General features: G+C 47.7%; 30 protein-coding genes. 9 read left to right on the top strand and 21 right to left on the bottom strand.

All coding sequences use genetic code 11. The features are described from left to right. Positions 1-93 precede the first annotated feature (93 nt). From AC9UG7_RS04815 to AC9UG7_RS04800, 4 genes are read left to right on the top strand one after another with little or no spacing between them, the layout of a single operon-like run. Positions 94-768, top strand: coding sequence for a substrate-binding domain-containing protein (locus AC9UG7_RS04815; protein WP_509584924.1), 675 nt, complete (start codon positions 94-96; stop codon positions 766-768). Between the two features lie 20 nt (positions 769-788). Then, complete coding sequence (locus tag AC9UG7_RS04810; protein ID WP_509584921.1) at positions 789-2060, top strand: YbfB/YjiJ family MFS transporter; 1272 nt, start codon at positions 789-791, stop codon at positions 2058-2060. Next, positions 2057-3676 (top strand): oxygen-dependent tRNA uridine(34) hydroxylase TrhO, encoded by a 1620-nt coding sequence (gene trhO, locus AC9UG7_RS04805; protein ID WP_509584918.1) that lies wholly within the window; start codon positions 2057-2059, stop codon positions 3674-3676. Before AC9UG7_RS04810 ends, trhO begins: the two co-directional genes overlap by 4 nt. A gap of 36 nt (positions 3677-3712) precedes the next feature. After that, positions 3713-4561 carry an SDR family NAD(P)-dependent oxidoreductase gene (locus tag AC9UG7_RS04800; RefSeq protein WP_509584915.1) on the top strand — a complete coding sequence of 283 codons (849 nt, stop codon included), beginning with the start codon at positions 3713-3715 and terminating at the stop codon, positions 4559-4561. Positions 4562-4564: 3 nt separating this feature from the next. Here the strand turns inward: AC9UG7_RS04800 and AC9UG7_RS04795 are convergent, their stop codons facing one another. After that, positions 4565-4912 carry an NIPSNAP family protein gene (locus AC9UG7_RS04795; protein ID WP_509584913.1) on the bottom strand — a complete coding sequence of 116 codons (348 nt, stop codon included), beginning with the start codon at positions 4910-4912 and terminating at the stop codon, positions 4565-4567. 306 nt (positions 4913-5218) lie between these two features. On the opposite strand from AC9UG7_RS04795, the gene AC9UG7_RS04790 reads away from it, so the two are divergent. After that, a complete protein-coding gene (locus AC9UG7_RS04790) occupies positions 5219-6163 on the top strand; it encodes a 2-keto-3-deoxygluconate permease (protein ID WP_509584910.1) in 945 nt (314 codons plus the stop codon). Between the two features lies 1 nt (position 6164). Here AC9UG7_RS04790 and AC9UG7_RS04785 read toward each other — a convergent pair whose 3' ends face one another. The 5 genes from AC9UG7_RS04785 to oxlT form a co-directional block, all read right to left on the bottom strand. Next, complete coding sequence (locus AC9UG7_RS04785; RefSeq protein WP_509584907.1) at positions 6165-6434, bottom strand: YqjK family protein; 270 nt, start codon at positions 6432-6434, stop codon at positions 6165-6167. Beyond that, positions 6427-6819 (bottom strand): phage holin family protein, encoded by a 393-nt coding sequence (locus AC9UG7_RS04780; RefSeq protein ID WP_509584904.1) that lies wholly within the window; start codon positions 6817-6819, stop codon positions 6427-6429. The genes AC9UG7_RS04785 and AC9UG7_RS04780 overlap by 8 nt, the downstream gene beginning before the upstream one ends. Before the next feature lie 11 nt (positions 6820-6830). After that, positions 6831-7142, bottom strand: coding sequence for an ElaB/YgaM/YqjD family protein (locus tag AC9UG7_RS04775; RefSeq protein WP_509584902.1), 312 nt, complete (start codon positions 7140-7142; stop codon positions 6831-6833). Between the two features lie 193 nt (positions 7143-7335). Continuing rightward, on the bottom strand, positions 7336-7707 hold the full coding sequence (locus AC9UG7_RS04770; RefSeq protein ID WP_509584899.1) for a surface-adhesin E family protein: 372 nt from the start codon (positions 7705-7707) through the stop codon (positions 7336-7338). Positions 7708-8059: 352 nt separating this feature from the next. Next, positions 8060-9313 carry an oxalate/formate MFS antiporter gene (oxlT, locus tag AC9UG7_RS04765; protein ID WP_509584896.1) on the bottom strand — a complete coding sequence of 418 codons (1254 nt, stop codon included), beginning with the start codon at positions 9311-9313 and terminating at the stop codon, positions 8060-8062. A 345-nt stretch (positions 9314-9658) separates the two neighbouring features. Here oxlT and AC9UG7_RS04760 point away from each other — a divergent pair, with 345 nt between their 5' ends. Beyond that, on the top strand, positions 9659-9865 hold the full coding sequence (locus tag AC9UG7_RS04760) for a hypothetical protein (RefSeq protein WP_509584893.1): 207 nt from the start codon (positions 9659-9661) through the stop codon (positions 9863-9865). A 32-nt stretch (positions 9866-9897) separates the two neighbouring features. Here AC9UG7_RS04760 and AC9UG7_RS04755 read toward each other — a convergent pair whose 3' ends face one another. Genes AC9UG7_RS04755 through AC9UG7_RS04740 form a run of 4 tightly spaced genes read right to left on the bottom strand, consistent with a single transcriptional unit; the run spans position 9898 to position 12896 of the window. Further along, the gene (locus tag AC9UG7_RS04755) at positions 9898-11634 is read right to left on the bottom strand and encodes a SulP family inorganic anion transporter (RefSeq protein ID WP_509584891.1); all 1737 of its coding nucleotides are present in this window, start codon (positions 11632-11634) and stop codon (positions 9898-9900) included. A gap of 18 nt (positions 11635-11652) precedes the next feature. Beyond that, the gene (locus AC9UG7_RS04750; protein ID WP_509584888.1) at positions 11653-12117 is read right to left on the bottom strand and encodes a DUF6691 family protein; all 465 of its coding nucleotides are present in this window, start codon (positions 12115-12117) and stop codon (positions 11653-11655) included. Between the two features lie 9 nt (positions 12118-12126). Further along, complete coding sequence (locus AC9UG7_RS04745; RefSeq protein ID WP_509584886.1) at positions 12127-12570, bottom strand: YeeE/YedE family protein; 444 nt, start codon at positions 12568-12570, stop codon at positions 12127-12129. Further along, complete coding sequence (locus tag AC9UG7_RS04740; RefSeq protein ID WP_509584883.1) at positions 12567-12896, bottom strand: ArsR/SmtB family transcription factor; 330 nt, start codon at positions 12894-12896, stop codon at positions 12567-12569. The genes AC9UG7_RS04745 and AC9UG7_RS04740 overlap by 4 nt, the downstream gene beginning before the upstream one ends. 102 nt (positions 12897-12998) lie before the next feature. Here AC9UG7_RS04740 and AC9UG7_RS04735 point away from each other — a divergent pair, with 102 nt between their 5' ends. Further along, positions 12999-13874, top strand: coding sequence for an MBL fold metallo-hydrolase (locus AC9UG7_RS04735; RefSeq protein ID WP_509584880.1), 876 nt, complete (start codon positions 12999-13001; stop codon positions 13872-13874). 82 nt (positions 13875-13956) lie between these two features. Next, positions 13957-14397 carry a thioredoxin TrxC gene (trxC, locus tag AC9UG7_RS04730; protein WP_509584877.1) on the top strand — a complete coding sequence of 147 codons (441 nt, stop codon included), beginning with the start codon at positions 13957-13959 and terminating at the stop codon, positions 14395-14397. Positions 14398-14500: 103 nt separating this feature from the next. Here trxC and AC9UG7_RS04725 read toward each other — a convergent pair whose 3' ends face one another. From AC9UG7_RS04725 to AC9UG7_RS04715, 3 genes are all read right to left on the bottom strand, one after another. Beyond that, positions 14501-15094: a 2-hydroxychromene-2-carboxylate isomerase gene (locus AC9UG7_RS04725; protein ID WP_509584874.1), complete on the bottom strand. Its 594-nt coding sequence runs from the start codon at positions 15092-15094 to the stop codon at positions 14501-14503. A 21-nt stretch (positions 15095-15115) separates the two neighbouring features. After that, positions 15116-15880, bottom strand: a complete 765-nt coding sequence (locus tag AC9UG7_RS04720) for an SDR family oxidoreductase (RefSeq protein ID WP_509584871.1) — start codon at positions 15878-15880, stop codon at positions 15116-15118. Between the two features lie 227 nt (positions 15881-16107). Continuing rightward, positions 16108-16722 (bottom strand): 3'-5' exonuclease, encoded by a 615-nt coding sequence (locus tag AC9UG7_RS04715; RefSeq protein ID WP_509584868.1) that lies wholly within the window; start codon positions 16720-16722, stop codon positions 16108-16110. Between the two features lie 181 nt (positions 16723-16903). Between AC9UG7_RS04715 and AC9UG7_RS04710 the strand changes: the two genes are divergently transcribed. Next, positions 16904-17743 carry a phytanoyl-CoA dioxygenase family protein gene (locus AC9UG7_RS04710; protein ID WP_509584865.1) on the top strand — a complete coding sequence of 280 codons (840 nt, stop codon included), beginning with the start codon at positions 16904-16906 and terminating at the stop codon, positions 17741-17743. Between the two features lie 422 nt (positions 17744-18165). Here the strand turns inward: AC9UG7_RS04710 and AC9UG7_RS04705 are convergent, their stop codons facing one another. The 8 genes from AC9UG7_RS04705 to AC9UG7_RS04670 all read right to left on the bottom strand — a co-directional run bounded on the left by AC9UG7_RS04705 (position 18166) and on the right by AC9UG7_RS04670 (position 25127). Then, positions 18166-19296 (bottom strand): SMP-30/gluconolactonase/LRE family protein, encoded by a 1131-nt coding sequence (locus AC9UG7_RS04705; RefSeq protein ID WP_509584863.1) that lies wholly within the window; start codon positions 19294-19296, stop codon positions 18166-18168. Between the two features lie 187 nt (positions 19297-19483). Further along, entirely contained in the window at positions 19484-20059 is a 576-nt protein-coding gene (locus tag AC9UG7_RS04700; protein WP_509584860.1) for a YceI family protein, read from the bottom strand. Between the two features lie 31 nt (positions 20060-20090). Beyond that, the gene (locus AC9UG7_RS04695; RefSeq protein WP_509584857.1) at positions 20091-20663 is read right to left on the bottom strand and encodes a YceI family protein; all 573 of its coding nucleotides are present in this window, start codon (positions 20661-20663) and stop codon (positions 20091-20093) included. Beyond that, entirely contained in the window at positions 20660-21256 is a 597-nt protein-coding gene (locus tag AC9UG7_RS04690) for a cytochrome b (protein WP_509584854.1), read from the bottom strand. Before AC9UG7_RS04690 ends, AC9UG7_RS04695 begins: the two co-directional genes overlap by 4 nt. Before the next feature lie 170 nt (positions 21257-21426). Beyond that, positions 21427-22320: a hypothetical protein gene (locus AC9UG7_RS04685; RefSeq protein ID WP_509584851.1), complete on the bottom strand. Its 894-nt coding sequence runs from the start codon at positions 22318-22320 to the stop codon at positions 21427-21429. A gap of 32 nt (positions 22321-22352) precedes the next feature. Next, positions 22353-22748 carry a hypothetical protein gene (locus tag AC9UG7_RS04680; RefSeq protein WP_509584848.1) on the bottom strand — a complete coding sequence of 132 codons (396 nt, stop codon included), beginning with the start codon at positions 22746-22748 and terminating at the stop codon, positions 22353-22355. 330 nt (positions 22749-23078) lie between these two features. Then, positions 23079-24605: a helicase HerA-like domain-containing protein gene (locus AC9UG7_RS04675; protein WP_509584845.1), complete on the bottom strand. Its 1527-nt coding sequence runs from the start codon at positions 24603-24605 to the stop codon at positions 23079-23081. A 6-nt stretch (positions 24606-24611) separates the two neighbouring features. After that, positions 24612-25127, bottom strand: a complete 516-nt coding sequence (locus tag AC9UG7_RS04670) for a C40 family peptidase (RefSeq protein ID WP_509584842.1) — start codon at positions 25125-25127, stop codon at positions 24612-24614. Between the last annotated feature and the right edge of the window lie 62 nt (positions 25128-25189).

The following is a 25189-nucleotide window of genomic DNA, read 5'->3' as shown; positions in this document are numbered from 1 at the left end:
GTGTATTGGTCTGCAAAAACGTCATCAAACCTCAGCTCTATATTCTTTGAAATGATGCATTCTTCGCCTATGGTACTCAGAGGTATTTCCTCCATGGCTACCCAATCTTTGCTGAAAGCACTGTGCTTAAAGTATCAACAAGTTCATCAGGTTGAAGTGCAGATTGAATATGCCGGAGGAGTAGATGCTGCCAAGCGCATTCAATCCGGTGAGTCATTCGATGTGGTTTTTCTCGCATCTGAGGCCATAGAGCGACTCGCATTGCAAGGACACATTCAGGCTGGAAGTCGGTGTGATTGGGTCAAGTCGCCCGTCGCAGTTGCGGTCGCCTCTGGCACTGTATGGCCCAAAATGGATACCGAATCTCAATTGCGTGAGGCTGTGCTGTCTGCGCCCAGTCTGAGTTATTCCACGGGTCCCAGCGGAACCTATCTTGAGCAGTTGTTCAAGCGTTGGGGCGTGTTTGATCAAATCAAAGACCGTATTGTTGTACCTCCTGCTGGAACGCCGGTGGGTTTGTGGGTTTCTCAAGGCAAAGCCGCTTTAGGATTTCAGCAAAGAAGCGAATTGATGAACCAAGAAGGCGTGAGTTTGGTTGGCGATTTGCCCACTGAAGTAGCCTGTATAACCACATTCAGTGCAGGCATTGGTTTAGGTCTAACCGAAGATAGAACCCAAGCAATACACACGCTTTTGCACTATTTGCGTGATGTAGCGCAAAGAGAATGCAAGCGCAGTCATGGCATGGACTGGGTTGAAGCAAGCTGAAAATTATTTATCTGCTCTCCGTGTTGACCACATTTCACAGCATACAAAATCGCATTCAGCACTGGCTGATTGACAGACCATTGATACTTGCCATGGGTCTTTCCTTAGGCACCATCATTGGTACCAGTCTGGTTAGGTTTTCGTATGCCTTATTTGTACCGGCTATGCGTGAAGATTTAGGTTGGTCGTATTTACTTCTCGGCGCCATGAATACCGCACACGCTGCGGGTTACTTGATTGGTGCATTGAGTTTATCTATGGTGATTCGACGGTATTCTTCATGGGCTTCTTTCGTCACTGGCGGTGTTTTATCCAGTGTATTTTTAGGTTTGTGCGCATGGTTCACTGATGCGTGGTTGATTGGTTTATTGCGCTTGTTATCCGGTTTCACCAGCGCCTCGGTATTTGCTGGCGGCACGGTGTTGATCGCCCAATTGGCAGGGCTTCACCCTAAGCGTTCAGGTACTTTGTTGGGAATTTATTATGCGGGTGGTGGTTTGGGCATGGTGCTGTGTGCGGGCTTGGTTCCTTGGACATTGTTCGAAGGAGAACAAGCACATTGGCTGCACCCTTGGCAACTGGGTTGGCTTGCGGTGGGTGCAACGGGTTTGCTTTTGACACTTGTGATGTGGCAACCAGCCAAGGCGCTTCCTGCCATTCAACATCGACAAAGTGCGTCTGACACCACAGCCATAGGTCGTTATTTTTTCATGCTGGCCGGCTATTTTTGTTTCGGTATGGGCTACATCGGGTACATGACGTTTGTGATTTCTTTGTTGCGGGAATTGCATTGGTTCAATTGGCAAACTGGATTGTTTTATGCAGCTATGGGAATGAGTGGCATGTTTGGTGTGCGGTGGTGGTCTGGCGCACTAGACAGACACCGGGACGGCCTGTGTCTGGCGCAAGTCAACAGTTTGCTGGCATTGGCTTGTCTGATCCCTGCTTGCATGGCTTTCAGCGGTGACTGGGGCGATGGGATGGGTGTGGACAAGATAGCTATATTGGGGTCAGGCATCTTATTTGGTGGATGTTTTGCTACGGCAGTGGCTTCCACCACAGCATTTATCAAGCACAATTTACCCTCAACGCAATGGCTGTCTGTCATCACTGTTTTCACCAGTGTGTTTGCTGTCGGTCAGATGTTGGGTCCAAGCCTCACAGGTTGGATTTCAGATCATGCCGGAGGACTGCCCGGTGGTCTGTTATTTTCGGCGGCCATTTTGTGTGCGGGCGCACTGCTGGCATGGCGGCAAACCAGTCTTCAGGATGCAGGCAAAATAGATGCATGAACGATTCTGTCACTGAATACAAATTTCTGACGGCGGCTTTTTATAAATTCGTTGATCTGCCGGATTATGTCGAGATGAAGCCTGCCTTGCTGGCGGTGTGTGAGGCGCACCAAGTCAAAGGCATGATTTTGTTGGCGCGAGAAGGTATCAACAGCACCATTGCTGGAGCTGCCCAAGATGTGCATGCAGTCCTGTCTTATTTACGTTCAGATCCGCGTTTGGCCGATCTTGAGCATAAAGAATCCTTTGCCTATGAACCGCCTTTTTACCGAATGAAAGTGCGGTTAAAAAAAGAAATTGTGACCATGGGGGTGCCAGGGATCAGTCCGATACATATGGCGGGCACGTATGTCAAACCCGCTGATTGGAATGCCTTGATTTCAGACCCAGAGGTGGTCGTGATTGATACAAGAAATGACTATGAAGTGGAGATTGGCACATTTGCCGGTGCCGTGAATCCGAATATCCAAAGCTTTTCTCAATTGCCTTCTTGGGCCGATAAGGCGACTGAATTACAAGCGAAAACAGGGAAAAAACCTAAAGTCGCGATGTTTTGCACAGGCGGAATTCGTTGCGAAAAGTCAACCGCCTTGATGCGCACTTACGGATTCGAAGAGGTATTTCATTTGCAAGGTGGCATCCTCAAGTACCTTGAAGAAATACCAGCCCAACACAGTCTGTGGCAGGGAGAGTGTTTTGTATTTGATGAACGCACCTCGGTCGGACACGGTTTAAAACCAGGCACATTGGGCATATGTCGCAGCTGCCGCGATCCATTGGCTCAAGGCATGACCGAATCACCGCTGTTTGAATTGAGTGTCAGTTGTCCGCGATGTCATGCCCATACCAGCGAAGAGCAAAAAGAGCGAGCGCGAGAAAGACAAAAACAGTTTTTGCTTGCCAGAGCACGGGGTCAAGTGCATTTAGGTGAGCCACAAAAGCAGAAAAAAATGGCTGAATTACTGCCCCCGCAAGCGCCTTTGCTGTATTCATTTCGGCGCTGTCCTTATGCCATGCGAGCCCGCTTGGCGTTATTGTCTGCTGGCATACGCTGTGAAATTCGTGAAATCGCCTTGTCTCAAAAACCAACTAGCTTGCTTGTTGCTTCGCCTAAGGGCACCGTACCCGTGTTGGTCTTGCCAGACGCCGTGATTGAGCAAAGTCTTGACATCATGCTTTGGGCGTTGCGCCAGAATGATCCGCACGGTTGGTTACCAAAAGACAGCCAGTTGATGAATGTACAACTTTCATTGGTCAAGCAATGCGATGATGAATTCAAATTCCATTTGGATCGCTACAAATACCCAGATCGTTATCAATTAGCAGATGGCCTGGTCCATCGGCAGGCAGGGGCAGAGTTTTTGCATCTATTGAACCAACGATTAAAAACAAATGCCTTCTTAAGCACTGCTCAGTGGGGTTTTGCAGATGCTGCTATTGCGCCCTTTGTTCGGCAATTTGCACACACAGATCCCAACTGGTTTGCGTCTCAGTCTTGGACACCACTGATTGAATGGTTGACTCAATTTGAAGCTTCTAAAGACTACCAACAAGCCATGTACAAATACAAAGTGTGGCATCCCGATTCAAAGCCAGTGGCTTATCCAGCGAATTAAATCCGGTCACACCTCATCTGAACAAGGAAAATACGTATGAAAAATGAGCGAATTGCATTGATTACCGGTGCCAATGTGGGCATCGGTCGTGTCACAGCATTGAATCTTTCCAAGCAAGGGTATCGGCTTTTTTTGGCCGGTCGTTCAGAGGCCAGAACGCAACCCGTGATTGATGAGATTTGCTCTTTGCGTCAACAAAACGATGCGGCAACATTTTTACCCCTTCAACTTGACGATCTTGAGTCAGTCAAAAATTGTGCCGATTTATTTTTGAAAACCGGCCTTGATTTGCATTTGTTGGTCAACAACGCAGGACTTGCGGGTGCTAAAGGGCAAACTCGCCAGGGGTTTGAGCTTGCCTTTGGTGTCAATCATTTGGGTCATTTCTTATTGACGGTTTTGTTGATGAAGAAATTAACCGCTAGTGCACCTGCGCGTGTGGTCACTGTCGCCAGTCGGGCGCATTTGATGGCCAGAAACGGAATCAATTGGGACGGTTTGCAATCTGCTTCACATAGTTTGACAGGTATCTCTGAATACGCAGTCTCCAAATTGGCAAATATTCTTTTTAACGCACATTTGGCCAAGGAATTGGCAGGAACCCAAGTATCTTGCTATGCCTTGCACCCAGGTGTGGTTGATACGCATGTCTGGCGTGAAGTGCCGAGATTTTTACAACCTATCATGAAATGGCGGGGAATGTTGACACCAGAGCAGGGCGCACAAACCAGTTTGTACTGTGCGCTTGAAGCACCTGCCACTGAAAGTGGTTTGTATTACGACAAATGCACCATCAAAGCCCCGTCAATGGTCGCGCAAGACCCTGTGACTGCACAGAGACTTTGGACAAACTCTATGCAATGGGTATCGGCCTATCTGAATTAACGGCTATTTCAAGACCCCGTGGGGAGTGGGTTGTGGCCCCCATGGTGCAGACACCATCAATTGCACATTCTGCGAATGAATCAATGGTCGTATGTGTTTTGCAAAAACAAGAAACTGTTCATCTGACATTAACCTATGCCAGAAATCACGTCTGTCAGTATCGCTGTCAAATCGCCAGATATGGATCAATTGATGCAAATCGCCTGTGTCACTTATGAAGTAGCCCACCAATTTTTTGTCAAATTCTCCCGCAACCATAGCCGGATAACCAAGACTTGAATACACGCGCTTGACTTCTGCCATTTCGCCAACTTTGACAGCATAAATTCTTTTTTCATAAATAGGATGCATCACATGACCTCAGTGGAATTGAAAATGGGTTTCTGCTGGAAAATTTGTAATGATAAGAATTTTTTTATGTCTATTGAATTGGTAAAGAGATTGAGATAAAAAATATAAATTCAAGAATTAGGTTGAATTGAAAGATGATTTGACAGGGTAAATACTAGGTTAATTGCTATGTTTCGTTTATTTTGTTCCTTCAATATGTTGGATCATAGAAGTGTGCGGACACAGCTGAAAAGCCATCAGTTTGGCATTGTGAGTGGGCTTTGTCAGTCCAAAATCAATTTGTAAAAAAAATTAAAAAAGGTATGCATGAAAATTCTTCAATTGATTCACAAGGTTCCCGGCGGTCTGATGGTCGTACCTCTTTTTCTGGGTATGTTGTTGAACACATTAGCACCTGACGCGATGAAAATCGGCGGATTCACTCAGGCATTGACCAATGTGGGGTACCCTACATTTCTTGCCATGTACTTATTTACAGTAGGTACAAAAATGACTTTGAATGCTGCCCCTACTATGCTCAAGCGTGGCTTTGGCATTATGTTTGCCAAAGTAGGAATGGCCATTGTGGTAGCTTTGTCTTTGGCCCATTTTTTTGATGGCGACCTGATTGGCCTGAGTACGCTGGCGGTGTTAGCGGCGATGAATGACACCAACGGCGGCATGTTTTTAGCCCTGACCAGTACGTTTGGAAATAAAGAGGATGCAGGCACATATATTCCACAAAGCATAGAAACAGGTCCTTTTCTGACCATGTTGGTGCTCGTTGGTGCTGGTTTGGCAGTTATTCCCTGGTTAACCATGGTCAGTGTTATTGCGCCAATTGTGGCCGGTGCCATTCTTGGAAACTTAGATGAGGATATTCGGGAATTTTTTGGCAGCCATGAACCCATCATCATTCCTTTCATGGCGTTTACCTTAGGTCAAGGTATCAATCTGAATGCCATCACCAAGGCTGGTATTCCTGGCTTAATTCTTGGTTTTTCAGTGCTTGTTTTGACTGGATTGGTATGTATATTTGCCGACCGGATCTTGGGTGGATCGGGTGTTGCAGGTGCTGCGGCATCTAGTACAGCTGGGAACTCAACGGGTACACCACAAGCGGTTGCTTTAGCTGATCCATCTTTTGCGGCCATTGCGCCGATTGCCACTTTACAAGTAGCCGCTTCAGTCATCGTGACAGCTGTTTTTACGCCACTTCTGACTGCTTATGTTTACCGTAGAGTTCAAAAGCAAAAAGAAAACAAGGAATGATTCACTGTCGCATGCGTTGTAGCGATAACCAGCCAATGAACAAACTGCGCAAACTTGCAAGCACCAACGACGGTCTCTTCATGAGAAGTATGCCTGTGGCTAGGACAGGATATATCGGGTGACGGTAAAGCCATGCGATGACAGATATAAACTGATCTGCATAACTTAAGGGTTTTTTTATTTGTTGTAACTGGTGATCGAGTGCTAGTCTCAAACTCGCACTTTTTTCTAAGAGTTGTTCTTGTTGTTGAAGTAGAGTCCTGTTATCCATCTGAGGACTTACTATGCATATGGGCTAAATCATTTTTCAATTCGTTGATGCTCACATTGAAAATACCGATCGTACTCACCATCAGCTTGCGTGATTTGAAATAGAAATAGGTGCCTGAAAATAAAAATAGGATGGAAATCCAGAAGATGACTGTGAGTCTGGTGTCTGGTTCAGAAATAAAAATCAAGAGTGCACATAAAAAAATCAGACTCATGCTGAAAAAACATAGGGCTAGGATAGCAGTTATCAGGGCCCTCAAAATCCGACGTTTTTCAAATTCAATTTCATTGCCAAACAATTCCAGTCTGACCATCATTAGCTCGATAGCTGTCACTGACAGTTGACGCAAAGATGAGAATATGCCCCCTGTTTTGTCGTTGTGCATGCTCGAACCACTTAGCGTCGACTGATTAAGAGACCTGCAACCAACCCTATACCAGCTGCAATACCTATGGATGTCCAAGGGTTGGCATGTACAAATTCATCGGTTGCATCACCGACCAATTTGACATTTTTTACAGCCATTGATTGAAGATGTTCGAGCTCTATGCTTGCTTTGTTCAATCGATCTGACACCTTGGATCGGATACTTTCAGCGCGTTCGCCTACTTGATCAGCAGAAAGGTGAAGTAATTCTTGGGTTTCATGAATAAAATTTGTCAGATCATTGATCAATTTATCTTTATCTTTTGTATAAGCCGTCGGCATCGTAATTCCTATGTTAAAAACATAAGTGGAAATGTATGGCGCAAACAAGAATAGCTAATTGATTAATATCAATGTTTAGGGAAGTTTCTGTAGAAATGATTCGGTATCTGATTGTGCCGGTCTATTTGACCGTCAGCAGAGCGAATAATGATGCTCATCGTTCGCTCTGCTGTAAAAAAACGGCCAAAAATTGTCAGATAGAGCAAATAAATTTCAATAAAGCTTGGCTGCTTGGATCAGATCCTATAGTGACCCAATCCGTTGGTTTATAAACTTCTTCAGTTTTCTCTCCACCAGCCATGGGTTTGGAATAAGCAGCGACTTGCATATTCCGCTGTTTCTTCTCTGTGCAATCATATTGCCAGACACCTCGGTAAGACATATCGCCTTGGTTATCCGCTTTGGCAAGATCTTGTATATGCCAAAACATGCGCAAATTTCCGTTGATTTTGATGTTGGGATCGACGTACAAAGACGTCCCTGTTTCATTTTTAGAAACCAAAACCCATTCTGCATACGCTGTCACACAGCATAGTAGACAGACGAGTGTGAATAATTTTTTCATGAATTTAATCCCTTGTTTACTTTTCATTATAAAAACACGGTCAATTCAATGAATACCCTTTGAGCCTAGGGTTTCTGTTCCTAAGCTGTCTGGCAAAACATCTCTCCATTCCTAGGTGCAAAGCGCTTAAATGTAATTGACAAACCCATGGCAAAGAATAAGCCTTTATAAGATGAAACCTTGATTGATACTTGCAGATGAACCTGCCTATAACCTAGATACTGAAAGTGGAGACAATTTTTTTGATTTCTGACTGGAAGTTTGTCCAATAAATCATATGGCTGAACTGTTCATTACATTTAATCCATTGCTATGTGAAAGATGCGATCTAACGATTCAAGTTGTCGATGCATCAACTACCAATTGACGAGGAACGTGGTTGGTTGATCAAATATTTTTTTCGAATTGGCTTGAGCAATCCAATCGCTAAACACGCTGCCATCAGATCCAAGCTGATCATCAAAACAAATACGGAAATCCAGCTACCACTGCTGGCATGAACCATGGCGGCGACTGGGCCGCCAATGACCGAGCCTACGCCTTGCGCCATGTATAAAAAACCGTAGTTAGTGGTTGCATGTTTTTCTCCAAAGGTATCGGTTAAGGTTGAAGGAAATAATGAAAATATTTCCCCCCATCCGAAAAAAACGACGCCTGAAAGAATGACGAATAACAGGGGTTGGTCAATGCTCAATATCCACAACAACATGGCAACGGCTTCCAAACCAAAGGCGAAGCACATAGTGTTCTCTCGCCCCCATACATCGGATACCCAACCAAAAAACGGGCGGGTAAGTCCATTCGTTAATCGATCAATGGTTAATGCCAATGGAAGTGCAGCCATTCCAAAAACAACCGCATCTGAGACTTGGTAATCTTTTGCTATCGCGCCCATTTGCGATATCACCATCAATCCTGACGTTGACATCATGGACATCATTAAAAAGAGTAACCAAAAAACCGGTGACTTCAACATCTCCTTTGGACTTACGCCATTCAATTTTGGAAATCCCTTGCCTGTCGATAGCTGCGGCGATCGCAGGGCTTGAGCCAATAACCACCCAATGACTCCGATCAAGCAGCCAAACCACCATAAGGTTTCCTGTATGCCTTGGCTTGCCAGTGAATGGGCGATAGGAAATGTTGTTACGACTGCGCCCATACCGTAACCGGCTGCAACCATGCCAACCGCAAATCCACGTTTAGCTGGAAACCACTTGACAGCCTGTCCAACCACACCAATGTAAACAATACCCGTACCGAGACCACCCAACAAGCCATAAGTTAAATAGAGTTCAAAAATGGAATTTGCTCGGGAGGCTAATGCCCAGCTGGTTCCAGTCAAGATGAATCCCATAGACAATAATCGTTTCGCTCCGAATCGCTCTACCAGATAGCCTTGAAATGGCGAAAAAAAAGTCTGTAAAACAATGAGAATTGAAAAGGTAATTTGTAATTCAGTCAATCCCACATTCAGCTGAGAACCCAATGGCTTAGTAAACAGCGCCCACACATACTGTGGACTGGATATGCACATCATGCAAAGTACCCCTGTCAACAGTTGCACCCAGCGAGTATTCAATTTTGTTTCAATGACGTTCCACATGCTTACTTTCCCTCAAAAAGGTGCATATCTCGGTTAAGAATGCACTGTATACGTGCGCTGGGGGGGGGTAAATTTGAAAGCCCGTAGATTCAGAATCCAGTCAAGGGCTTCAAACAATGACATTGCATTCAACACCTAGATAGAAAAGCAATTCCTATACCATGATTAATACGCAGAGAGCGTGTAAAAAGGATATTCAAAATGAAGGTAAACCCTAGATATTGCTCATTGGCTATTGACTGAATATTCAGCCAGATGTAATCTGATTAATGATGAAGTCAATTCATTGCTTCTGCAATGGTCTTATTGTCAAATGCATTCATCCCATTTGAAAGGAACCTAAATATGTTTTTTCCTGAACCTCATGATGCAAAAGATGCCGTTTCTAAATATGCTGGCTTTGTAGGAATGGTGATCAGCATTGCAATTGCTGTCAATTTGATATTGCCATCCTCCGGCGCAGTTTCCGGCACTTCTAAGTTGATCGTGTGCGTGGTTATTGGTATTTTTCTTGGCTGGCTTTCTTTCGCCATCAGTGCCCCCAAGAAATAATTAATTAAGTGGTTGATTTTCTCGAGAGCTATTCAGTTATTTTGAATAATCTCGGGAGTCAACGCCTTGATGGCTTGATAGTTGGTTAAAAATACCTGGCCGTGCAAATGCTCAAGAAACCGTGTTTTTTGTAGTTTGTCCATCACAGGCCCTTTGATTTCCGAGAAATGCAGATATACGTTGGCATCTTTCAATCTGCTGGAAATAGCTTCCAGGCTTTCTAATGCACTCGCATCAATATCGTTCACAGCTGAACATTGAAGCAATACGTGTTCTACATCAGGTCTGGTTGCGATCTCGGCATTGATTCGATCTTCAATACTTCTTGCATTTGCAAAAAACATGCTTGCATCCACCCGCAGGCAAACCAATTTGGGGCTGACCAACACATCGTGGCGCAACACATTGCGGAAATACTCGGTGCCGGGTACCAAACCTACAGAGGCTATGTGCGGTCGACTGGCTCTGAATAAAAACAAGGCCAAAGACACAGATACGCCGGTTACCAGCCCGCTTTCTACACCCATAAGTAGAGTAGCCAATAAGGTGGTGAGCACAGCAGTGAAATCCAGTTTGGAAAAATGCCACGTAGATTGGAGGATGTCAAAATCTACCAATGAAAGAACAGCTACGATGATGGTGGCGGCCAAAGTAGCTTGGGGCAAATAGTAAAGAGCAGGTGTTAAAAAAAGCGAAGCCAAGGTGATGCCTGCCGCGGTGAACACACCCGCCGCAGGCGTGACAGCGCCAGCGTCAAAGTTGACCACCGACCTCGCAAAACCGCCTGTCACTGGAAAGCCACCAGTGAAGGCCGCTGACAAATTGCTGGCTCCCAAGGCTACCAACTCTTGGTCGGGTTCGATGCGCTGACGGCGTTTGGCGGCCAAGGTTTGACCCACTGATACCGACTCCACAAAGCCCACCACACTGATGAGAAGTGCAGGCAACAGTAACTCTTGCCAAAGGGCCAGATCCCACAAAGGGGCAGTCAATGGCGGTAAGCCTTGTGGCACTGTACCCACCAATTTCATACCCTGGCCTTGCCAGTCCAGACGCCAAGCCAATACGGTGGTGAGAGCAATGGCAACCACAGGGCCAGCCTTGGCCAACACGTTGGCCAGCTTGGGCTTTAAACCTGCCGAAATGAGCAATGGCTGCAAGCCCTTTCTCACCCAAAACAAAAAGGCTGTGGCGACGATGCCCACCACCAAGGTAAGCAAGTGCAGATGCGAGACTTGGTTCATCAACGCCAACAGCAGATCGAAAAAGTGATGTCCTTCGGCTGTCACGCCCATAATGGTTTTCATTTGGCTCAGCGCAATCAACAAACCCGAGGCTGATATGAAGCCGGAGGTGACAGGATGACTCAAGAAATTCGCCAAGAAACCCAAACGTAACAAGCCCATCATTAGCAACATGCTGCCTGACAAAAACGCCAACGTGATGGCGACTTGCCAGTAGGCATGGCTGCCAGTAACGGCGTGTTCAGACACGGCTGCCGCCGTCATCAATGACACCACGGCCACGGGGCCGACCGCCAATACGCGGCTGCTTCCCAGCACCGCATAAAGCAACAGCGGTGCCACGCTGGCATACAAACCGACCTCGGGCGGCAGCCCCGCCAATAATGCATAGGCTAGGCTTTGCGGGATCATCATGAGGGTGACAATCAGCGCAGCCACCGCGTCGTTGGTGAATGTTTCGCGGTTGTATTGGCGACCCCAGTCAAGCAAGGGAACCGAGGGCAACCAACGCTTTAAAGCAGACATGAGCCCTCCATTTTCTGTTTAAGCCGCGTTAAATTTGGCTTTGCGAGGGGCGTGGACAAAACGGTCCATCAGCTCAAAGCCCAGCATGCCGACCCACATGGCCAACACGAAAACCAACGCCTTGGGTTGGCCGTCAGCCATTGAAACCAGTGCAGGGCCAGGGCAAAAACCGGCCAAGCCCCAACCGGCACCGAACAACAAACTGCCAATCACCAGCGGTTTGTCCATGCTGTTGTTATCGGGCAGACGTAATAAGCCTCCAAAAATTGCTGTGGTGCGCTTCTTGGCTACATGGAAGGCGAAAAAACCCACCATGATGGCGCCACCCATAACCATTGCCAAGGATGGATCCCAGTTGCCAATCAAGTCCAGAAAACCAATGACTTTGCCAGGGTCGGTCATGCCCGATAGCATGAGCCCAAGGCCAAAAAGCAGTCCGGCGGCAAACTCAGCAACGCGGTAGAAAAGGTTTTTGTGAAGCATTGGAGTTCCTTAAATGACAAAGAGATGGCGCATGACGTAAACGATTACGAAGCCAGAACACATGAAAGATACGGTGGCCACCAAGGAGCGTGGTGACAAGCGGGATAAGCCGCAAACACCGTGACCACTGGTACAACCCGATGCATAGCGTGTGCCAATGCCCACCAGCAAACCTGCGGCTACAACCATCGCGTCGCTAGCGTCAATACGGGGGGCGGTGACGTAGCCTTCAGGCACCACCGCATGAAACACCGTGGGAGCTGCAAACAAGCCTAAGAGGAAGGCGATTCGCCAAATGGTGTCACCCGCTTTAGGGGGCATCAAGCCGCCCAAGATGCCACTGATACCAAGTATGCGGCCGTTGATCAAAATAAACATGGCCGAGGCTACGCCCAACATGACGCCGCCGGACAGGGATGCAAAGGGTGTGAAGTGTGTCCAATCGATGTTCATGCGTTTGCTCCTGTGTTCGGTCCACAAAATTGGTCAAACAAAACGACCATGACCGCCAGCGCTTGTGGGCTGGTGATTTGGTAATAAATGTTTTTGCCTTCGCGGCGGGTGGAGACCAGTTCCTCCTCACGTAAGACGGTGAGTTGCTGGGACAAGGTGGGCTGCACAATGCCCAATACCTCTTCCAATTCGCCTACCTTTTTTTCGCCTTGTGTTAACTGACAAAGCAGCATGAGCCGGTCGGGGTTGGATAGCACTTTCATCAGTCGGCAAGCGTTACCAGCCGATACTTTCATTTTGTCGAGATCCAAAGTTGCAGTGTTCATGGGTGATTTTCTTGGCGTTTTTGAATAAGATGAGAAAGTATATTGACAAACATAATATCTGTCAATATAATATCGAAAACTTAATCAAACATGGAATCCTCTATGACCACAATGACTGTCAACCCCCAAGTTCACGGTATTTTTGACCCTGCTACTTGGACCGTTACCTATGTGGTTTATGAAAAACCAGGATCTGCTTGTGTCATCGTTGACTCAGTGCTGGATTACGACCCGAAGTCGGGACGCACCAGTCACACATCCGCTGACAAGGTCATCGAATTTGTCCACCACAACAACTTAAAGGTCGAATGGATACTTGAAACCCATGCCCATGCTGACCATCTGACCGCTGCACCTTACTTAAAGCAACACTTGGGTGGTCAAACTGCCATTGGCGACCATATCAGCAGCGTGCAAAAAGTGTTCAAGGGCATTTTCAACATGGAGCCCAGTTTCAAACAAGACGGCTCACAGTTTGACCATTTGTTCAAAGACGGCGAAAGCATTCAAGTCGACGGCCTGACTGGTTACGTCATGTACGTGCCCGGCCATACGCCTGCTTGCGTGGCTTACCAGTTTGGCGACGCGGTGTTGGTGGGCGACACCATGTTCATGCCCGATGTAGGTACTGCGCGTTGTGACTTCCCGGGTGGCGACGCCAAAGCCTTGTATGCCTCTACCCGCAAGATATTGAGCTTGCCGCCGGCTACCCGATTGTTCATGTGCCATGATTACCCACCCGACGGACGCCCGGTGAATTTCATGACCACCGTTGCCGAGCAAAAAGCCAATAACATCCATGTGCATGATGGCATCAGCGAAGCGCAGTTTGTCGAGATGCGCAATCAGCGTGACGCTACATTGGAAATGCCGGTGCTGATCCTGCCTGCGGTACAAATCAATATCCGCGCAGGTGAGCTGCCACCCAAGGAAGACAACGGCATTGCTTACGCCAAAATCCCTTTGAACGCGCTGTGAACATGACTGAAACCGATATTCAAAAGGGCGCAGGCCACAAAAAAAACATGTCGGTGTGGCTAGGTTTTATTTCTCAAAAAATATGAGCAACTTACATTTGGTTTGTCCACATTGCAACGTCACCAACCGGGTACCGTCTGACAAATTGCAGGCCGAGTTGGCATGCGGTCAATGCCACGCCTCCTTGCTGGGAGCGCATCCTGACAACCTCAGTGAAAAGGCTTTCAATGCGCAGTTAGCCAAAAGTGAGCTGCCTGTGGTGGTCGACTTTTGGGCACCTTGGTGCGGCCCTTGCCGAATCATGGCGCCAGCCTATGAAAAGGTCAGCCAAGACATGCATGGCAGAGCCCGTTTCGTCAAGGTGAACACTGAAGAAGAGCAAGGATTGGCGGCCAAGTACAACATCAGAAGCATTCCTACTTTGGCGGTTTTTGCGGGCGGCCGTGAAATCGACAGACAGCCTGGGTCTATGTCGGCACCCGATATCACGCGTTGGGTCAGCGCTGCATTGCGCAAGACATAACAAGACCCATCATCATCAAGGAAAACAACTTGGCTCAAAACCTTGGCGGCATCGGCCGCATTCTTCGCATGATTCGATAATCAAGCCTCAATTGGTTACTGGGCTATTCTTTGAGTGCTGACTTCAGCTGTTCGATACGGTCTTGGCCCCAGAACATGTGTTCGCCGACAAAAAATGTGGGAGCACCAAAGACGCCTCGGTCCACAGCTTGCGTGGTGATATCTCTGAGTCTGTCTTTGGTGGCTTGCTCGTTGGCGAGTTGAATTAATTCAGCGGCGTCAAAGTGCGCTTCGCTCAGAACACGCTCTACCACTGCAGGGTCATTGAGGTTTTGTGCATCTATCCATATCGCATGAAAAATAAGGTCCATGAATTCATGTATGCGAGGATCAGAGCGCATCTGTAAGCCTGTCAATATGCGCATCAGTGTGGTTGTGATGATGGGAAAGAAAGGGTTGTTATTGAGGGGAACGCCGTAACTGTCTGCAAAACGTTTGAAGTCAACAAAAATATACTTGCCTTTGGCAGGTACGCTTACCGGTGAAACGTTGCCTGTCGCCTTGAACACAGCGCCCAACAGCATGGGAAGGTAATGGGGTATGGCACCCGTTTCAGCCTGAATCTTGTCCATTTGTGTGTGCGCCAAATAGCTGGCCAAGCTGCCAAAATCAAAGTAATAATCAAATGCTTTCGTCATGGTGTCTTTCTTTATTTGCAGTTAAAACTTTTCCATATAGGGTCGTAAATCGAGTTCGTGTGTCCAAGCGTCTCTCGGTTGCTGATGAAGCATCCAATATGCATCGGCTATATGGTCCGGATTGAGAATTCCGCCTTGATCTTTCAAGGCGTATCGATCGGGAAAAAGTGTTTGAATAAACTCTGTATCAATGGCTCCGTCAATGATGGTGTGTGCTACGTGTATGCCCATGGGACCCAATTCGCGAGCCATGCTTTGGGCCAATCCGCGCAGCGCCATTTTCCCGCCAGAAAAACCTGCAAAGTTTGCACTGCCTCTTAAAGAGGCAGTGGCACCCGTAAAAATGATGGTGCCTTTGGGCGTAACACCGTTGATGTGTTGATCCCTTTGTTCAAGCCTCGAAACCATTCGCTTCGCTACCTCGCGCCCATTTAAAAAACCAGCAAAACAGGCCATCTCCCACATTTTCATGTAGCGTCTTGCTGTTTCTGTCAATACGCTGTTGGGAGAGTTAGCGCCAATATTAAAGACCAGCACTTCTATGGGACCGATGCTTGATTCGATATGTTCTATCAGTGCGATCACTTCATCTTCTTTGCGGGCGTCAGAAGCAAAACCATGTGCAATGCCACCTGCTTGTTGTATTTGGATTAACAGTGGTTGTAATTTATCTAGTGTTCTGCGCGTCACGCAAGCAACATAGCCTTCTCTTGCAAATCTTTTGGCGACTGCGCCGCCAGTGGCGTCCCCTGCACCTATGACCAAGCAGACTTTGGAAGTTTTCATTGAAGGTTGAATTTTTGGATATGTAAACATCTTACGCATTTCTTATTGAAAAGACATTCCTAAACGCTTGTTGTAGTGACAATACCGATTTATCCAGTCATCTTTGCGACTGCAAGAGACCAGCTTCTCCGCAGTTAAATATGCTCACACAGGTGTGATGAGGGCACGCAACGGCCGCATCGCAGATACGACAATGATGACTTGCTTGTGATAGCTGCAAAACCACCTTAAGGGGGATTGGCTATTGCAGTGGCGTCAAGTGCTTGCCAGACCCTGAACGCTGCATATGCATCATTGGCTGCATAAATCAATTGCGCCTCTGTCAGCACAGATTGGGCCCAATTGCTCGTGGCCGCTTTTTTGGACTTGATAAAGCGTTGGTTAAAAAGGACTGCGATAGCGCCTTTGACACCAATGTCTTTGCGAAAACCGCGCTCACGAAACACCGCGTTCAAATCCAATAAATCAGTTGGATCCACGCCTAATTTTTGAATGATGCGTTTGCGGTCATCGCCCAGACCAAAGCCTGCTTTGATGATGCCAGGCTGGGTCAGCAGTTCAGCAGCAACCTCGCGGCACGGCGGGTCATGCAATTGAATCACCCAAGCTCTATCAGCGGTAGCCAATTGCAGGATATGCGGGCCGTCAGATACCTCGCCAACTTTGAAGGTGGGCTTGGATTCGGTGTCAAAACCCCACACCTTGTATTCAAGCAACTGCTCACGCGCCTCTATGGCTTGTGTGGCCGTACTGATTAACGCTATTCGGTCCATGTACAAGCGTTCAAATGGCTGTAACAAGGCGATGGCCTCTTTGTCTGGCGTGGGTTGACGGGTATGCATATGTAGTGATTGTGAGGGATTGGACTTATTTACCCATCTGCTGGCCCAACCTCGTTTGGAGCTTAGCGTTGAAGCGCAATATTTGATACCCATGGTCAAGTGGCGTTAAACCCTATACATTTCGAACACGTTGTCGTTTTTTGCGCCATTCAAAACCATAGCAATTCACAAGGGGATAGTCATGCCAAGTTTGTTTGCCCAGAAGCAGCGGTCTGACTATGAGCGAGATGGATTTGTTATCGTGCGTCGCTTATTTGATGAAACGGAAATAGGCTTATTGCGAGAAGCCATAGAAACTGATCCGCAGTTATGTGAGAGCTTGTATGACAGACATGACGCCAGCGGTAAAGCGACGCGTATGGCCACTTGGAATCATCCTGGCGAAAGTGTTTATGGTTTGGCCGCCCGCAGCCGTCGAGTGGTCGACACCATGGAGGACATGCTTGGTGGCGAGGTCTATCACTACCACTCCAAACTAACAGCCAAAGAACCCAAAGTGGGAGGCGCATGGGAATGGCACCAAGATTACGGCTACTGGTACCACAATGGATGCGTCTTCCCCTTGATGGCGAGTGTGATGGTTGCGTTAGACCGCAGCAGCAGAGAAAACGGTTGCTTACAGGTGATCCGAGGATCTCATTTGGCTGGACGTGTAGAACATGGCATCTTGGAGGGTGAGCAAGTGGGCGCCGATCCGCGACGTGTGGAGGAAATGCTTAAGTCGCTTGAACTGGTTTATGCCGAACTCGATCCAGGGGATGGCTTATTTTTTCATTCAAACCTGATGCATCGCTCCGATCAGAACCGATCTGACCACCGTCGCTGGACGGTATTGTTTTGCTACAACGCTGCCCGCAACAACCCCTACTTAGAGCATCACCACCCGTTATATACACCATTGATCAAAGTCGATGATGATGCCATTCAACAAGCAGGGGTCAAACATAACGATAGCAATGACAATTTTTTTCGCAGTACTTTCAGTAACCCGCCTGAATTGAAAAAACGTTTGGGCGCTTGATATTGCTTGTTCGAGTGCCTGTTGGAAAGTCAGACAAATACCTTAGCAGCATCATGAATTTTGTTGATGGCCAATGTGAAATTCATTAAGCCCACACACATCACGGCCCTTCAGTAGCCCAAAGGGTAGGGCGCTCACCCGTTTTTCGGGTCTCACGCCAGGATTGGCTTGGATCAAATTTTGTAATTCAATTTGTAATGACTTCAACATGTCATCTGGCAGACGAAACTTTGGAACCGCATAACCGTTTTGTTTGTAAACGCTTTTTCAGCGGAACTCAAAATGGACTGATGCATGGACAACTCAGGTTTAAATAGACTGGCAGTGAAGCAAGATGACATGGTAAAGGCCAAATATCAAAAAAAACCCCACCATGCATGACGCACAGCGGGGGCTTGATTTAACCCAAAGAGCAGAACTGATTAGCTCAGAGCGTGACCTTGTGCATTCACGTACAAAGCGTAAATAGAGGTAGATCCGCACATGAACAAACGGTTGCGTTTGGTGCCACCGAAGCACAGGTTGGCAATGACTTCAGGAGTGTGCAGGAAAGCCAACAAAGTGCCATCTGGATGATGGACGCGAACGCCATTGGTTTCCATACCGCCCCAACCCCAACCGCACCATACGTTGCCATCGGTGTCGCAACGGATACCGTCGGTAAAACCTGGTGCAAAATCTGCAAAAATTTTGGGGTTGCTGAGCTTTTGGTCTTTCACATCAAACACGATGATGTTGGCAGGGTTGCCAGGACCATCGGTTGCGCCGGTGTCAACCACATAGCACTTCTTGAAGTCAGGTGAGAAGCAAATGCCGTTAGGACGACGCATTGGGCCTTCAGCTGCCACTGTGACCTTACCGTCTGGTGCAATGCGGTAGACGCGTGTGGGCAACTCGAACTCTGCTTTGTGGCCTTCGTAGGGACCCATGATGCCGTAGCCTGGGTCGGTGAAGTAGATGGAGCCGTCAGGTGTGGTGGCTGCATCGTTAGGTGCGTTGAGTCTTTTGCCGCCGAAGCTATCGCACAACACAGTCCATGTGCCGTCAAAGTTACGACGACGCACGCGGCGTGTGTCGTGTTCCATGGCGATCAAGCGACCTTGTGTGTCACGGCTGTGGCCGTTGGAGTAACCAGAGTCACTCATGTAAGTGCTGACAGCACCATTTTCTTCGTTCCAACGCAACACACGGTTGTTAGGAATATCGCTCCAAAGCAAATTGCCCCAGTCGCCCATCCATACTGGACCTTCGCACCACAAGGCAGCGTCATGACCTTGGCCGTGCCAAATGCGTTGCAAAGTGGCATTGCCTTGGCGACCGCTGAAACGCTTGTCCAGTACTTCGAAAGCAGGTTCTGGGTAAGTCACGGGGTGATTACCGGTCCAGTCACGGCCTTGCTGGAATTTATCGTTAGCGCTGGCAGTGACTGTGGCAGTCGCTGCAGCCACGCCTGCTGCTGCACTGGCTAAAAAGCCACGGCGTGCAAGTGATTGGGGTTTGGCTTCGACAGTGTCAGCGACAGCAGTTGAAGTCTGGTCTGCGATGGGTTTCATGGGTTCTCCTTGGATTGTTGCGCTTATGAATGCTTAGAAAGCATTGGCATCTTCAGCGCACAACCCAAAGTCCACAATCAGCGTAAACCCTTTGTAAAACTAGGGATTTTTATAATTGCTCTTTTTTTACTGGAAAGTACGGATTGCAACCCGCCGTATTAATTTGGCGGATTGACTTGTACACAGTTTATTGCTTGACAGCTTCAACTTGAATCAATAATTTGACCTTGTCTGGGATACCAAAATCGATGCCCCAGTTCATGCCCCATTGGCTGCGCATCAGGGTGGTTTCAAAGTCGCCGCCGCAAACTTCACGCTTGAGCATGGGGTGGTCGTAGCAATTGAAATGGGTGGCTTTCAACACCACGGGTACAGTTTTACCTAACATGGTCAAGCTACCCGTTACTTCAGACACTTTATCGCCGTTAAAGCTGAATTTGTCGGCAGTGAACTGCATGGTCTGGTGCTTGGCCGCGTCGAAAAAGTCGGGCTTTTTCAAATGGGCATTGAAGGCTTCCGTGCCTGTATTGATCGAGTCGGCTTGGATGGTCAACTCCACCTTGCCAGTTTTAGCTGCACGGTCAAATTGCACAGTGCCTTCTTTTTTATCAAAACGACCTCGGTTGGTGGATGTGCCGAAATGGGTCACTTCAAAGGTGACGAACGTATGGGTGGGGTCAATGTTGTAAGTGGCTGCCTGGGCGCTGACTGAGCCGACAACAGCGGTGGCTGTCATGGCGGTGGCTATAAAAAACTGACGCATGAAAATACTCCTGGAGATTGAGTGAAAAAAATTAAAGTTTGGCAACGCCTGTCAGTACAAATTTGAATTTCACTTGTACCTCGTCGGCCACCATGGAGGTATCCGACCATTCGTTGTCACCGATCTTGAAGGGCAACCGCTTGAGAGCGAATGCGCCCACGGCGGTGGTGAGGCCGCCGGTTTGGCTTAGGTTGACTGGGACCACGATGTCCTGGCTCATTCCCTTGATACTGAGTTTGCCGCTGACTTCATATTTGCCAGCGCCAGTGCTTTTGAGGTTGGTTGATTGAAAACTGGCCTTAGCGAATTTTGCGGTGTGGAACCAGTCGGGTTTAACGAGCTCAGCGTCTGTTTCTTTAGACCCCAGCGTGGCGCTGCTCATGTCAACCATGAAACTGATGTTGCCTGCAGCAACTTTTGCCGGATCAAAAATAATGCGAGCATCGAAATTTTTGAACCGTCCTTCGACGGGCACACCCATTTGCTTGCTGACAAAAACAATCTCGCTTTGAGCGGTTTGTAGTTTTTGTTCAGCCTGCGCAGGAGAAACACTAAAAATGCACAGCAGAAACAAACCCAAGCATTTCCGTAGGAATATTTTCATATTTTTTCTCCAGATGATGGCTGACGTGGTGGCCACATACGTTGAAGGAGTGCATGCTTGTCCATCCATTGGTGTTTAAGTGCCGCAGACACATGCAAGATAACCAGCCCCGCCAATGCAAAGGCAGTGATCTCGTGCCACGGTTTGATCCACGCTGCCCATGTTTTGTCTGGTGCAATAAAGTCGGGCAGGGGAAGCACACCGAATACAACCACTGGGAAGCCTGCCGCTGAGCTGTAGGCCCAGCCCACCAAGGGCACGATCAAAAATAATGCATACATGACATACTGCACTGCATAGTGTGCTTGTTGCTGCCATGCAGGCATGTCTGCTTGGATTTCTTCAGGCAGAGGGGGCGCTTGGTGTGACATGCGCCATGCAAGTCGCCACAGCGACAAAACCAGCACACATATCCCGGCCCACTTATGCCAATTGAAAAGTTTGAGTCTCAACGGGGAAACGGGCAGATCTGACATGAACAAGCCCATACCAAACAACCCAACCAGGCCTAAAGCCAACATCCAATGAAAGAAGATTGCGGTCACACCGTAAGTGTTTCCAATGGGGGTGAGCTCGGCGTTTTCTAAATCCATGGAATGGATCTTAGACCTGGAATGAACAAAACCCTTGCATATATTTCACGATTACGATTAAAAATTTTGATCTCTCAGCCATGTATTTTCGTCGGTGACATTCTGACCAACATACCAAAAATGGAGTGGCACATTCCTTCTAGGCGGAGAAAAGACTTGATCAGTGAAATTTACCTGCGCTGTAGCTCAGATTGAATGGGAAGCAAGGTGTACTCAATTTCCATTTCCTGCCCGCCGTTGGAGGTCAACTCTATCCAAACCACGCGTTGTCCTTTGGCAAACTGAAACGAGTTGTGCAAACTCACTCGACGATTAAGCATCATTTCCCAGCCTTTGGCTGCCGCATCTTCCACAAGAATATCGCGTGCAACATCCAAGCAAGGCGCGCCTGCATTGCATTGAATGACGGTTTTCTTTTTGGCAGGGCTACTGGCTACTGGCGTCAATTCAATCGGTTTATTGACGTTACTTTTACGGGATTTTTTATCTGAGGATGGTGTAGCGGTTTCTGCGGGGGGCGTTGCAACATCAACCCATGTCACATCGGTGGATTTTTCAGGGAATAACACCTTGGCATACAAACGCCCCAGCATTTGATCGCCAAAGCCAACAATGGTTTCTTCATTCACACGTACAGGTTGAGCACCTGTTATCCATGGGAAATCGTAGGTAGGTTTTTTTTGCCATTTGCGTGGTGCTTCGCCTTCACGCAAGCTGGGTATGTAAGGGGCAAACAACATTTTTGCGTTAGGCGCTCGGGGTTGTTCGTCAACCACGGGTGTAGGTGCCTGCGCAACCTGCTTGGGCATCACCGCGGGTGTTTTGTTGTCAGTAACTACTTGTTCCGCCTGAGCCAATAAGACAGTTTTTTCGGTGAATACAGCTAAATCCGTGGCTGGTTTATTGAGGGTCAAGGGTTCATTGCGGTTGATGGAATCCCTCAGAGTTCGGAAGAAAGGCTGGCTGTCATCGTCCAAATTTAGGAAGCTGGAACAGGCTGTGATCAACAGTAACAATCCACTGAAAGATAGCCATTTGATAAAGAGGTTGAATTGGTTGTGCATGGAGTTACCCGGTGTGATTCAGTGTGGCTTTTTCAATCGGAAGATTTGGTCAATGGCTGCAGGGAGACATCTCGGGTTTTTGATCGATTGCCGCGCTGATTCATCAAAACAGAGTAAACCGCATCCACACCTTTAACCGTATTTGTCAATCGAATATCAAGAATGCGTTCATCCTGAGTCATGGTCACCACATAACTGGTGCCGGTTCGCATCACAGAGAGAAGCCGCCAGTTTTTCATCAGACCATCATTGATCAATTCGTTTTGCACTTGCTCGCTATAGGCTTCAGGCAAGGTTGCATAAAAGATACCGGTTTGTTGGTGCCCTTCACCTAACAAAACAGTTTGCTCATGACGGGTTAACAGCATCGACTCGACATAGGGATAAATCGAGCTTTGCAACACAGGCCATGGGGTTTGTGCCCACAAAATCGGCTACAGTAAAAACAACAAGCAGCCAAAGATCAAAGACTTAAAAAATGTATGCATACGAAGGAAGATGATGTGGTTAAACCATCAAGGTGAATGGACATGTGCAGCTGCGAGCTGAATTTATACAAATATATCAATTAATTTGTTAAAAATGAAATTTTTAACAAATATCCAACGTGTTTGATTTAAAAAAAGTTCGAAAAAATACTTAAATAAAAATTAAATGGAAAAAAACCAAAAATAGTTAAAACGAAAATAATAAATGCTGCGATTTAGAAGACTGAAATATTTTGTTTATGAATATATTTAATATTTTGAATAAGGTGATTAACGCCTTCTACCACTACCTAACAAACCTCCCAGCACGCCGCGAACTATTTCGCGACCGATGGCTGAGCCTACGGTGCGAACAGCGCTGCGGACCACTAACTGAGCAACGCCATCGTGTCGTGCGCCGCGTGGTCCGGTTGTGCCAAACAATATGTCCGATACCTGTCCCATGACGCCGTTGTCAGTTGAGCCAGTGGCAGTTTGGATACTTTGTTGAGCTTGGCTGATGGAATGCGCGTCCATGGCTGGCGCACGACCTTTGATTTTTTCGTAGGCAGATTCTCGGTCAATGGTTTTCTCGTAAACGCCTGCGACCAATGAACTGCCCATCAATTCTTTTCTTTGTATGGGTGAAACGGGCCCTAACTGACTGCCAGGTGCAAGCACAAAAACACGCTCAGTTTCACTGGGTCGGCCTTTCTCGTCCAATAAGCTGACCAAGGCTTCTCCCACAGACAATTCGGTGATGGCTGCTTCAATGTCCAAGCCTTTTTGAGGGCGCATCGTCTGCGCAGTGGCGGCGACTGCTTTTTGGTCACGGGGAGTGAAAGCTCTCAGCACGTGCTGAACGCGGTTACCCAGTTGTCCCAACACACTGTCTGGTATGTCCAACGGGTTTTGTGTAACGAAATAAACGCCAACCCCTTTAGAGCGAATGAGTCGAACCACCAGTTCTATGCGTTCAATCAATACTTTCGGCGCTTCATTGAACAATAAGTGGGCTTCGTCAAAGAAAAATACCAATTTGGGTTTGTCCAGATCACCGACCTCTGGCAATTGCTCAAATAATTCAGACAACATCCAGAGCAAAAAACTGGCATATAGGCGAGGAGAATTCATCAACTTGTCAGCAGCCAAAATATTGACCAGACCGTGACCTTGGGTATCGGTTTGCATGAAGTCGTGAATGTCGAGCATGGGTTCACCAAAGAATCGGTCACCGCCTTGCTCGTTAATTTGTAGCAAACCTCGTTGAATCGCGCCGATACTGGCCGCGCTGATATTGCCGTATTCGCTGGTGAAGTTTTTGGCGTTGTCACCCACATGCTGAAGCATTGCTCGCAAATCTTTCAAGTCCAACAATAGCAAACCGTTATCGTCGGCTATTTTGAAGACCAGATTCAGGACGCCAGCTTGTGTCTCGTTCAAATTGAGCATGCGGGATAACAGCAACGGCCCCATGTCGCTCACGGTAGCTCTGATGGGATGGCCTTGTTCGCCAAACACATCCCAGAGGGTGACAGGATTGGCGTTCAATGTGGGTGTTTGAAGTCCCCGTTCCTTTAAGGTAGCGACCATTTTTTCAGACAACTTGCCCGGCTGGCTGATTCCACTCAAGTCGCCTTTGACATCTGCCATGAATACAGGGACGCCTATGCGCGATAAACCCTCGGCCATGGTTTGGAGTGTGACTGTCTTGCCGGAGCCGGTGGCGCCGGTGATCAACCCATGGCGATTAGCCAACTGAGGCAGTAAAAAGCAGGAGGTCTTGCCATTGGTAGCGATCAGTATGGGGTCAGCCATGTTCAATCAGCGCTGTGTGGAATCCGTCGATTTGCTGAAAGATTGGGTATCTACCCTACGAGCCCCGTTGAACCGCGTTCGCCAATAACTGTCTGACATGCTCTCAAGCCGTACTTCACCCCCCGCACGTGGAGAATGAATGAACTTACCTTCACCCACATAAATTCCTACATGGCTGAACGTCCTGCGTAAGGTGTTGAAAAACACCAAATCTCCGGGTTGCAATTCGTCACGGTCAATTTTCTGGGTGACCTCAGCTTGGGCCTTGGCGTTGTGTGGGAGAGCCAAACCTAGGGTGTTTTCATACATGGCACGGACAAAACCACTGCAATCAAAACCGCTGATACCCGTGCCGCCCCGCTTGTAAGGAACACCTAAAAAACCCATGGCATTGATGACCAAGTCTGAGGCCCGATTGCCGACTGATTGGCTGATGTGATTGATTTGTGAAATAACGATGTTTTGATTGATGAAGCTTTCCAGATCATCCTGATCAGGTAAAACAGGCGCGGCATGGGCCACTCCTATTGATAAGCAAATAATAAGTATCCATTTATACATAGCACAATATTCTAACGGTACAA

It is taken from the genome of Limnohabitans sp. (assembly GCF_046052765.1).
In the GTDB taxonomy this organism is placed as follows: domain Bacteria; phylum Pseudomonadota; class Gammaproteobacteria; order Burkholderiales; family Burkholderiaceae_C; genus Limnohabitans.
Note: the sequence above shows the minus strand (reverse complement) of the source record. Positions and strands in the feature narration are given on the sequence as shown.

Coding starts and splice junctions, on each gene's coding strand:
- AC9UG7_RS04815 (WP_509584924.1), top strand. CDS start 94: ATGGCTACCCAATCTTTGCTGAAAGCACTGTGCTTAAAGTATCAACAA.
- trhO (WP_509584918.1), top strand. CDS start 2,057: ATGAACGATTCTGTCACTGAATACAAATTTCTGACGGCGGCTTTTTAT.
- AC9UG7_RS04800 (WP_509584915.1), top strand. CDS start 3,713: ATGAAAAATGAGCGAATTGCATTGATTACCGGTGCCAATGTGGGCATC.
- AC9UG7_RS04795 (WP_509584913.1), bottom strand. CDS start 4,912: ATGCATCCTATTTATGAAAAAAGAATTTATGCTGTCAAAGTTGGCGAA.
- AC9UG7_RS04790 (WP_509584910.1), top strand. CDS start 5,219: ATGAAAATTCTTCAATTGATTCACAAGGTTCCCGGCGGTCTGATGGTC.
- AC9UG7_RS04785 (WP_509584907.1), bottom strand. CDS start 6,434: ATGGATAACAGGACTCTACTTCAACAACAAGAACAACTCTTAGAAAAA.
- AC9UG7_RS04780 (WP_509584904.1), bottom strand. CDS start 6,819: ATGCACAACGACAAAACAGGGGGCATATTCTCATCTTTGCGTCAACTG.
- AC9UG7_RS04775 (WP_509584902.1), bottom strand. CDS start 7,142: ATGCCGACGGCTTATACAAAAGATAAAGATAAATTGATCAATGATCTG.
- AC9UG7_RS04770 (WP_509584899.1), bottom strand. CDS start 7,707: ATGAAAAAATTATTCACACTCGTCTGTCTACTATGCTGTGTGACAGCG.
- oxlT (WP_509584896.1), bottom strand. CDS start 9,313: ATGTGGAACGTCATTGAAACAAAATTGAATACTCGCTGGGTGCAACTG.
- AC9UG7_RS04760 (WP_509584893.1), top strand. CDS start 9,659: ATGTTTTTTCCTGAACCTCATGATGCAAAAGATGCCGTTTCTAAATAT.
- AC9UG7_RS04755 (WP_509584891.1), bottom strand. CDS start 11,634: ATGTCTGCTTTAAAGCGTTGGTTGCCCTCGGTTCCCTTGCTTGACTGG.
- AC9UG7_RS04750 (WP_509584888.1), bottom strand. CDS start 12,117: ATGCTTCACAAAAACCTTTTCTACCGCGTTGCTGAGTTTGCCGCCGGA.
- AC9UG7_RS04745 (WP_509584886.1), bottom strand. CDS start 12,570: ATGAACATCGATTGGACACACTTCACACCCTTTGCATCCCTGTCCGGC.
- AC9UG7_RS04740 (WP_509584883.1), bottom strand. CDS start 12,896: ATGAACACTGCAACTTTGGATCTCGACAAAATGAAAGTATCGGCTGGT.
- AC9UG7_RS04735 (WP_509584880.1), top strand. CDS start 12,999: ATGACCACAATGACTGTCAACCCCCAAGTTCACGGTATTTTTGACCCT.
- trxC (WP_509584877.1), top strand. CDS start 13,957: ATGAGCAACTTACATTTGGTTTGTCCACATTGCAACGTCACCAACCGG.
- AC9UG7_RS04725 (WP_509584874.1), bottom strand. CDS start 15,094: ATGACGAAAGCATTTGATTATTACTTTGATTTTGGCAGCTTGGCCAGC.
- AC9UG7_RS04720 (WP_509584871.1), bottom strand. CDS start 15,880: ATGAAAACTTCCAAAGTCTGCTTGGTCATAGGTGCAGGGGACGCCACT.
- AC9UG7_RS04715 (WP_509584868.1), bottom strand. CDS start 16,722: ATGCATACCCGTCAACCCACGCCAGACAAAGAGGCCATCGCCTTGTTA.
- AC9UG7_RS04710 (WP_509584865.1), top strand. CDS start 16,904: ATGCCAAGTTTGTTTGCCCAGAAGCAGCGGTCTGACTATGAGCGAGAT.
- AC9UG7_RS04705 (WP_509584863.1), bottom strand. CDS start 19,296: ATGAAACCCATCGCAGACCAGACTTCAACTGCTGTCGCTGACACTGTC.
- AC9UG7_RS04700 (WP_509584860.1), bottom strand. CDS start 20,059: ATGCGTCAGTTTTTTATAGCCACCGCCATGACAGCCACCGCTGTTGTC.
- AC9UG7_RS04695 (WP_509584857.1), bottom strand. CDS start 20,663: ATGAAAATATTCCTACGGAAATGCTTGGGTTTGTTTCTGCTGTGCATT.
- AC9UG7_RS04690 (WP_509584854.1), bottom strand. CDS start 21,256: ATGGATTTAGAAAACGCCGAGCTCACCCCCATTGGAAACACTTACGGT.
- AC9UG7_RS04685 (WP_509584851.1), bottom strand. CDS start 22,320: ATGCACAACCAATTCAACCTCTTTATCAAATGGCTATCTTTCAGTGGA.
- AC9UG7_RS04675 (WP_509584845.1), bottom strand. CDS start 24,605: ATGGCTGACCCCATACTGATCGCTACCAATGGCAAGACCTCCTGCTTT.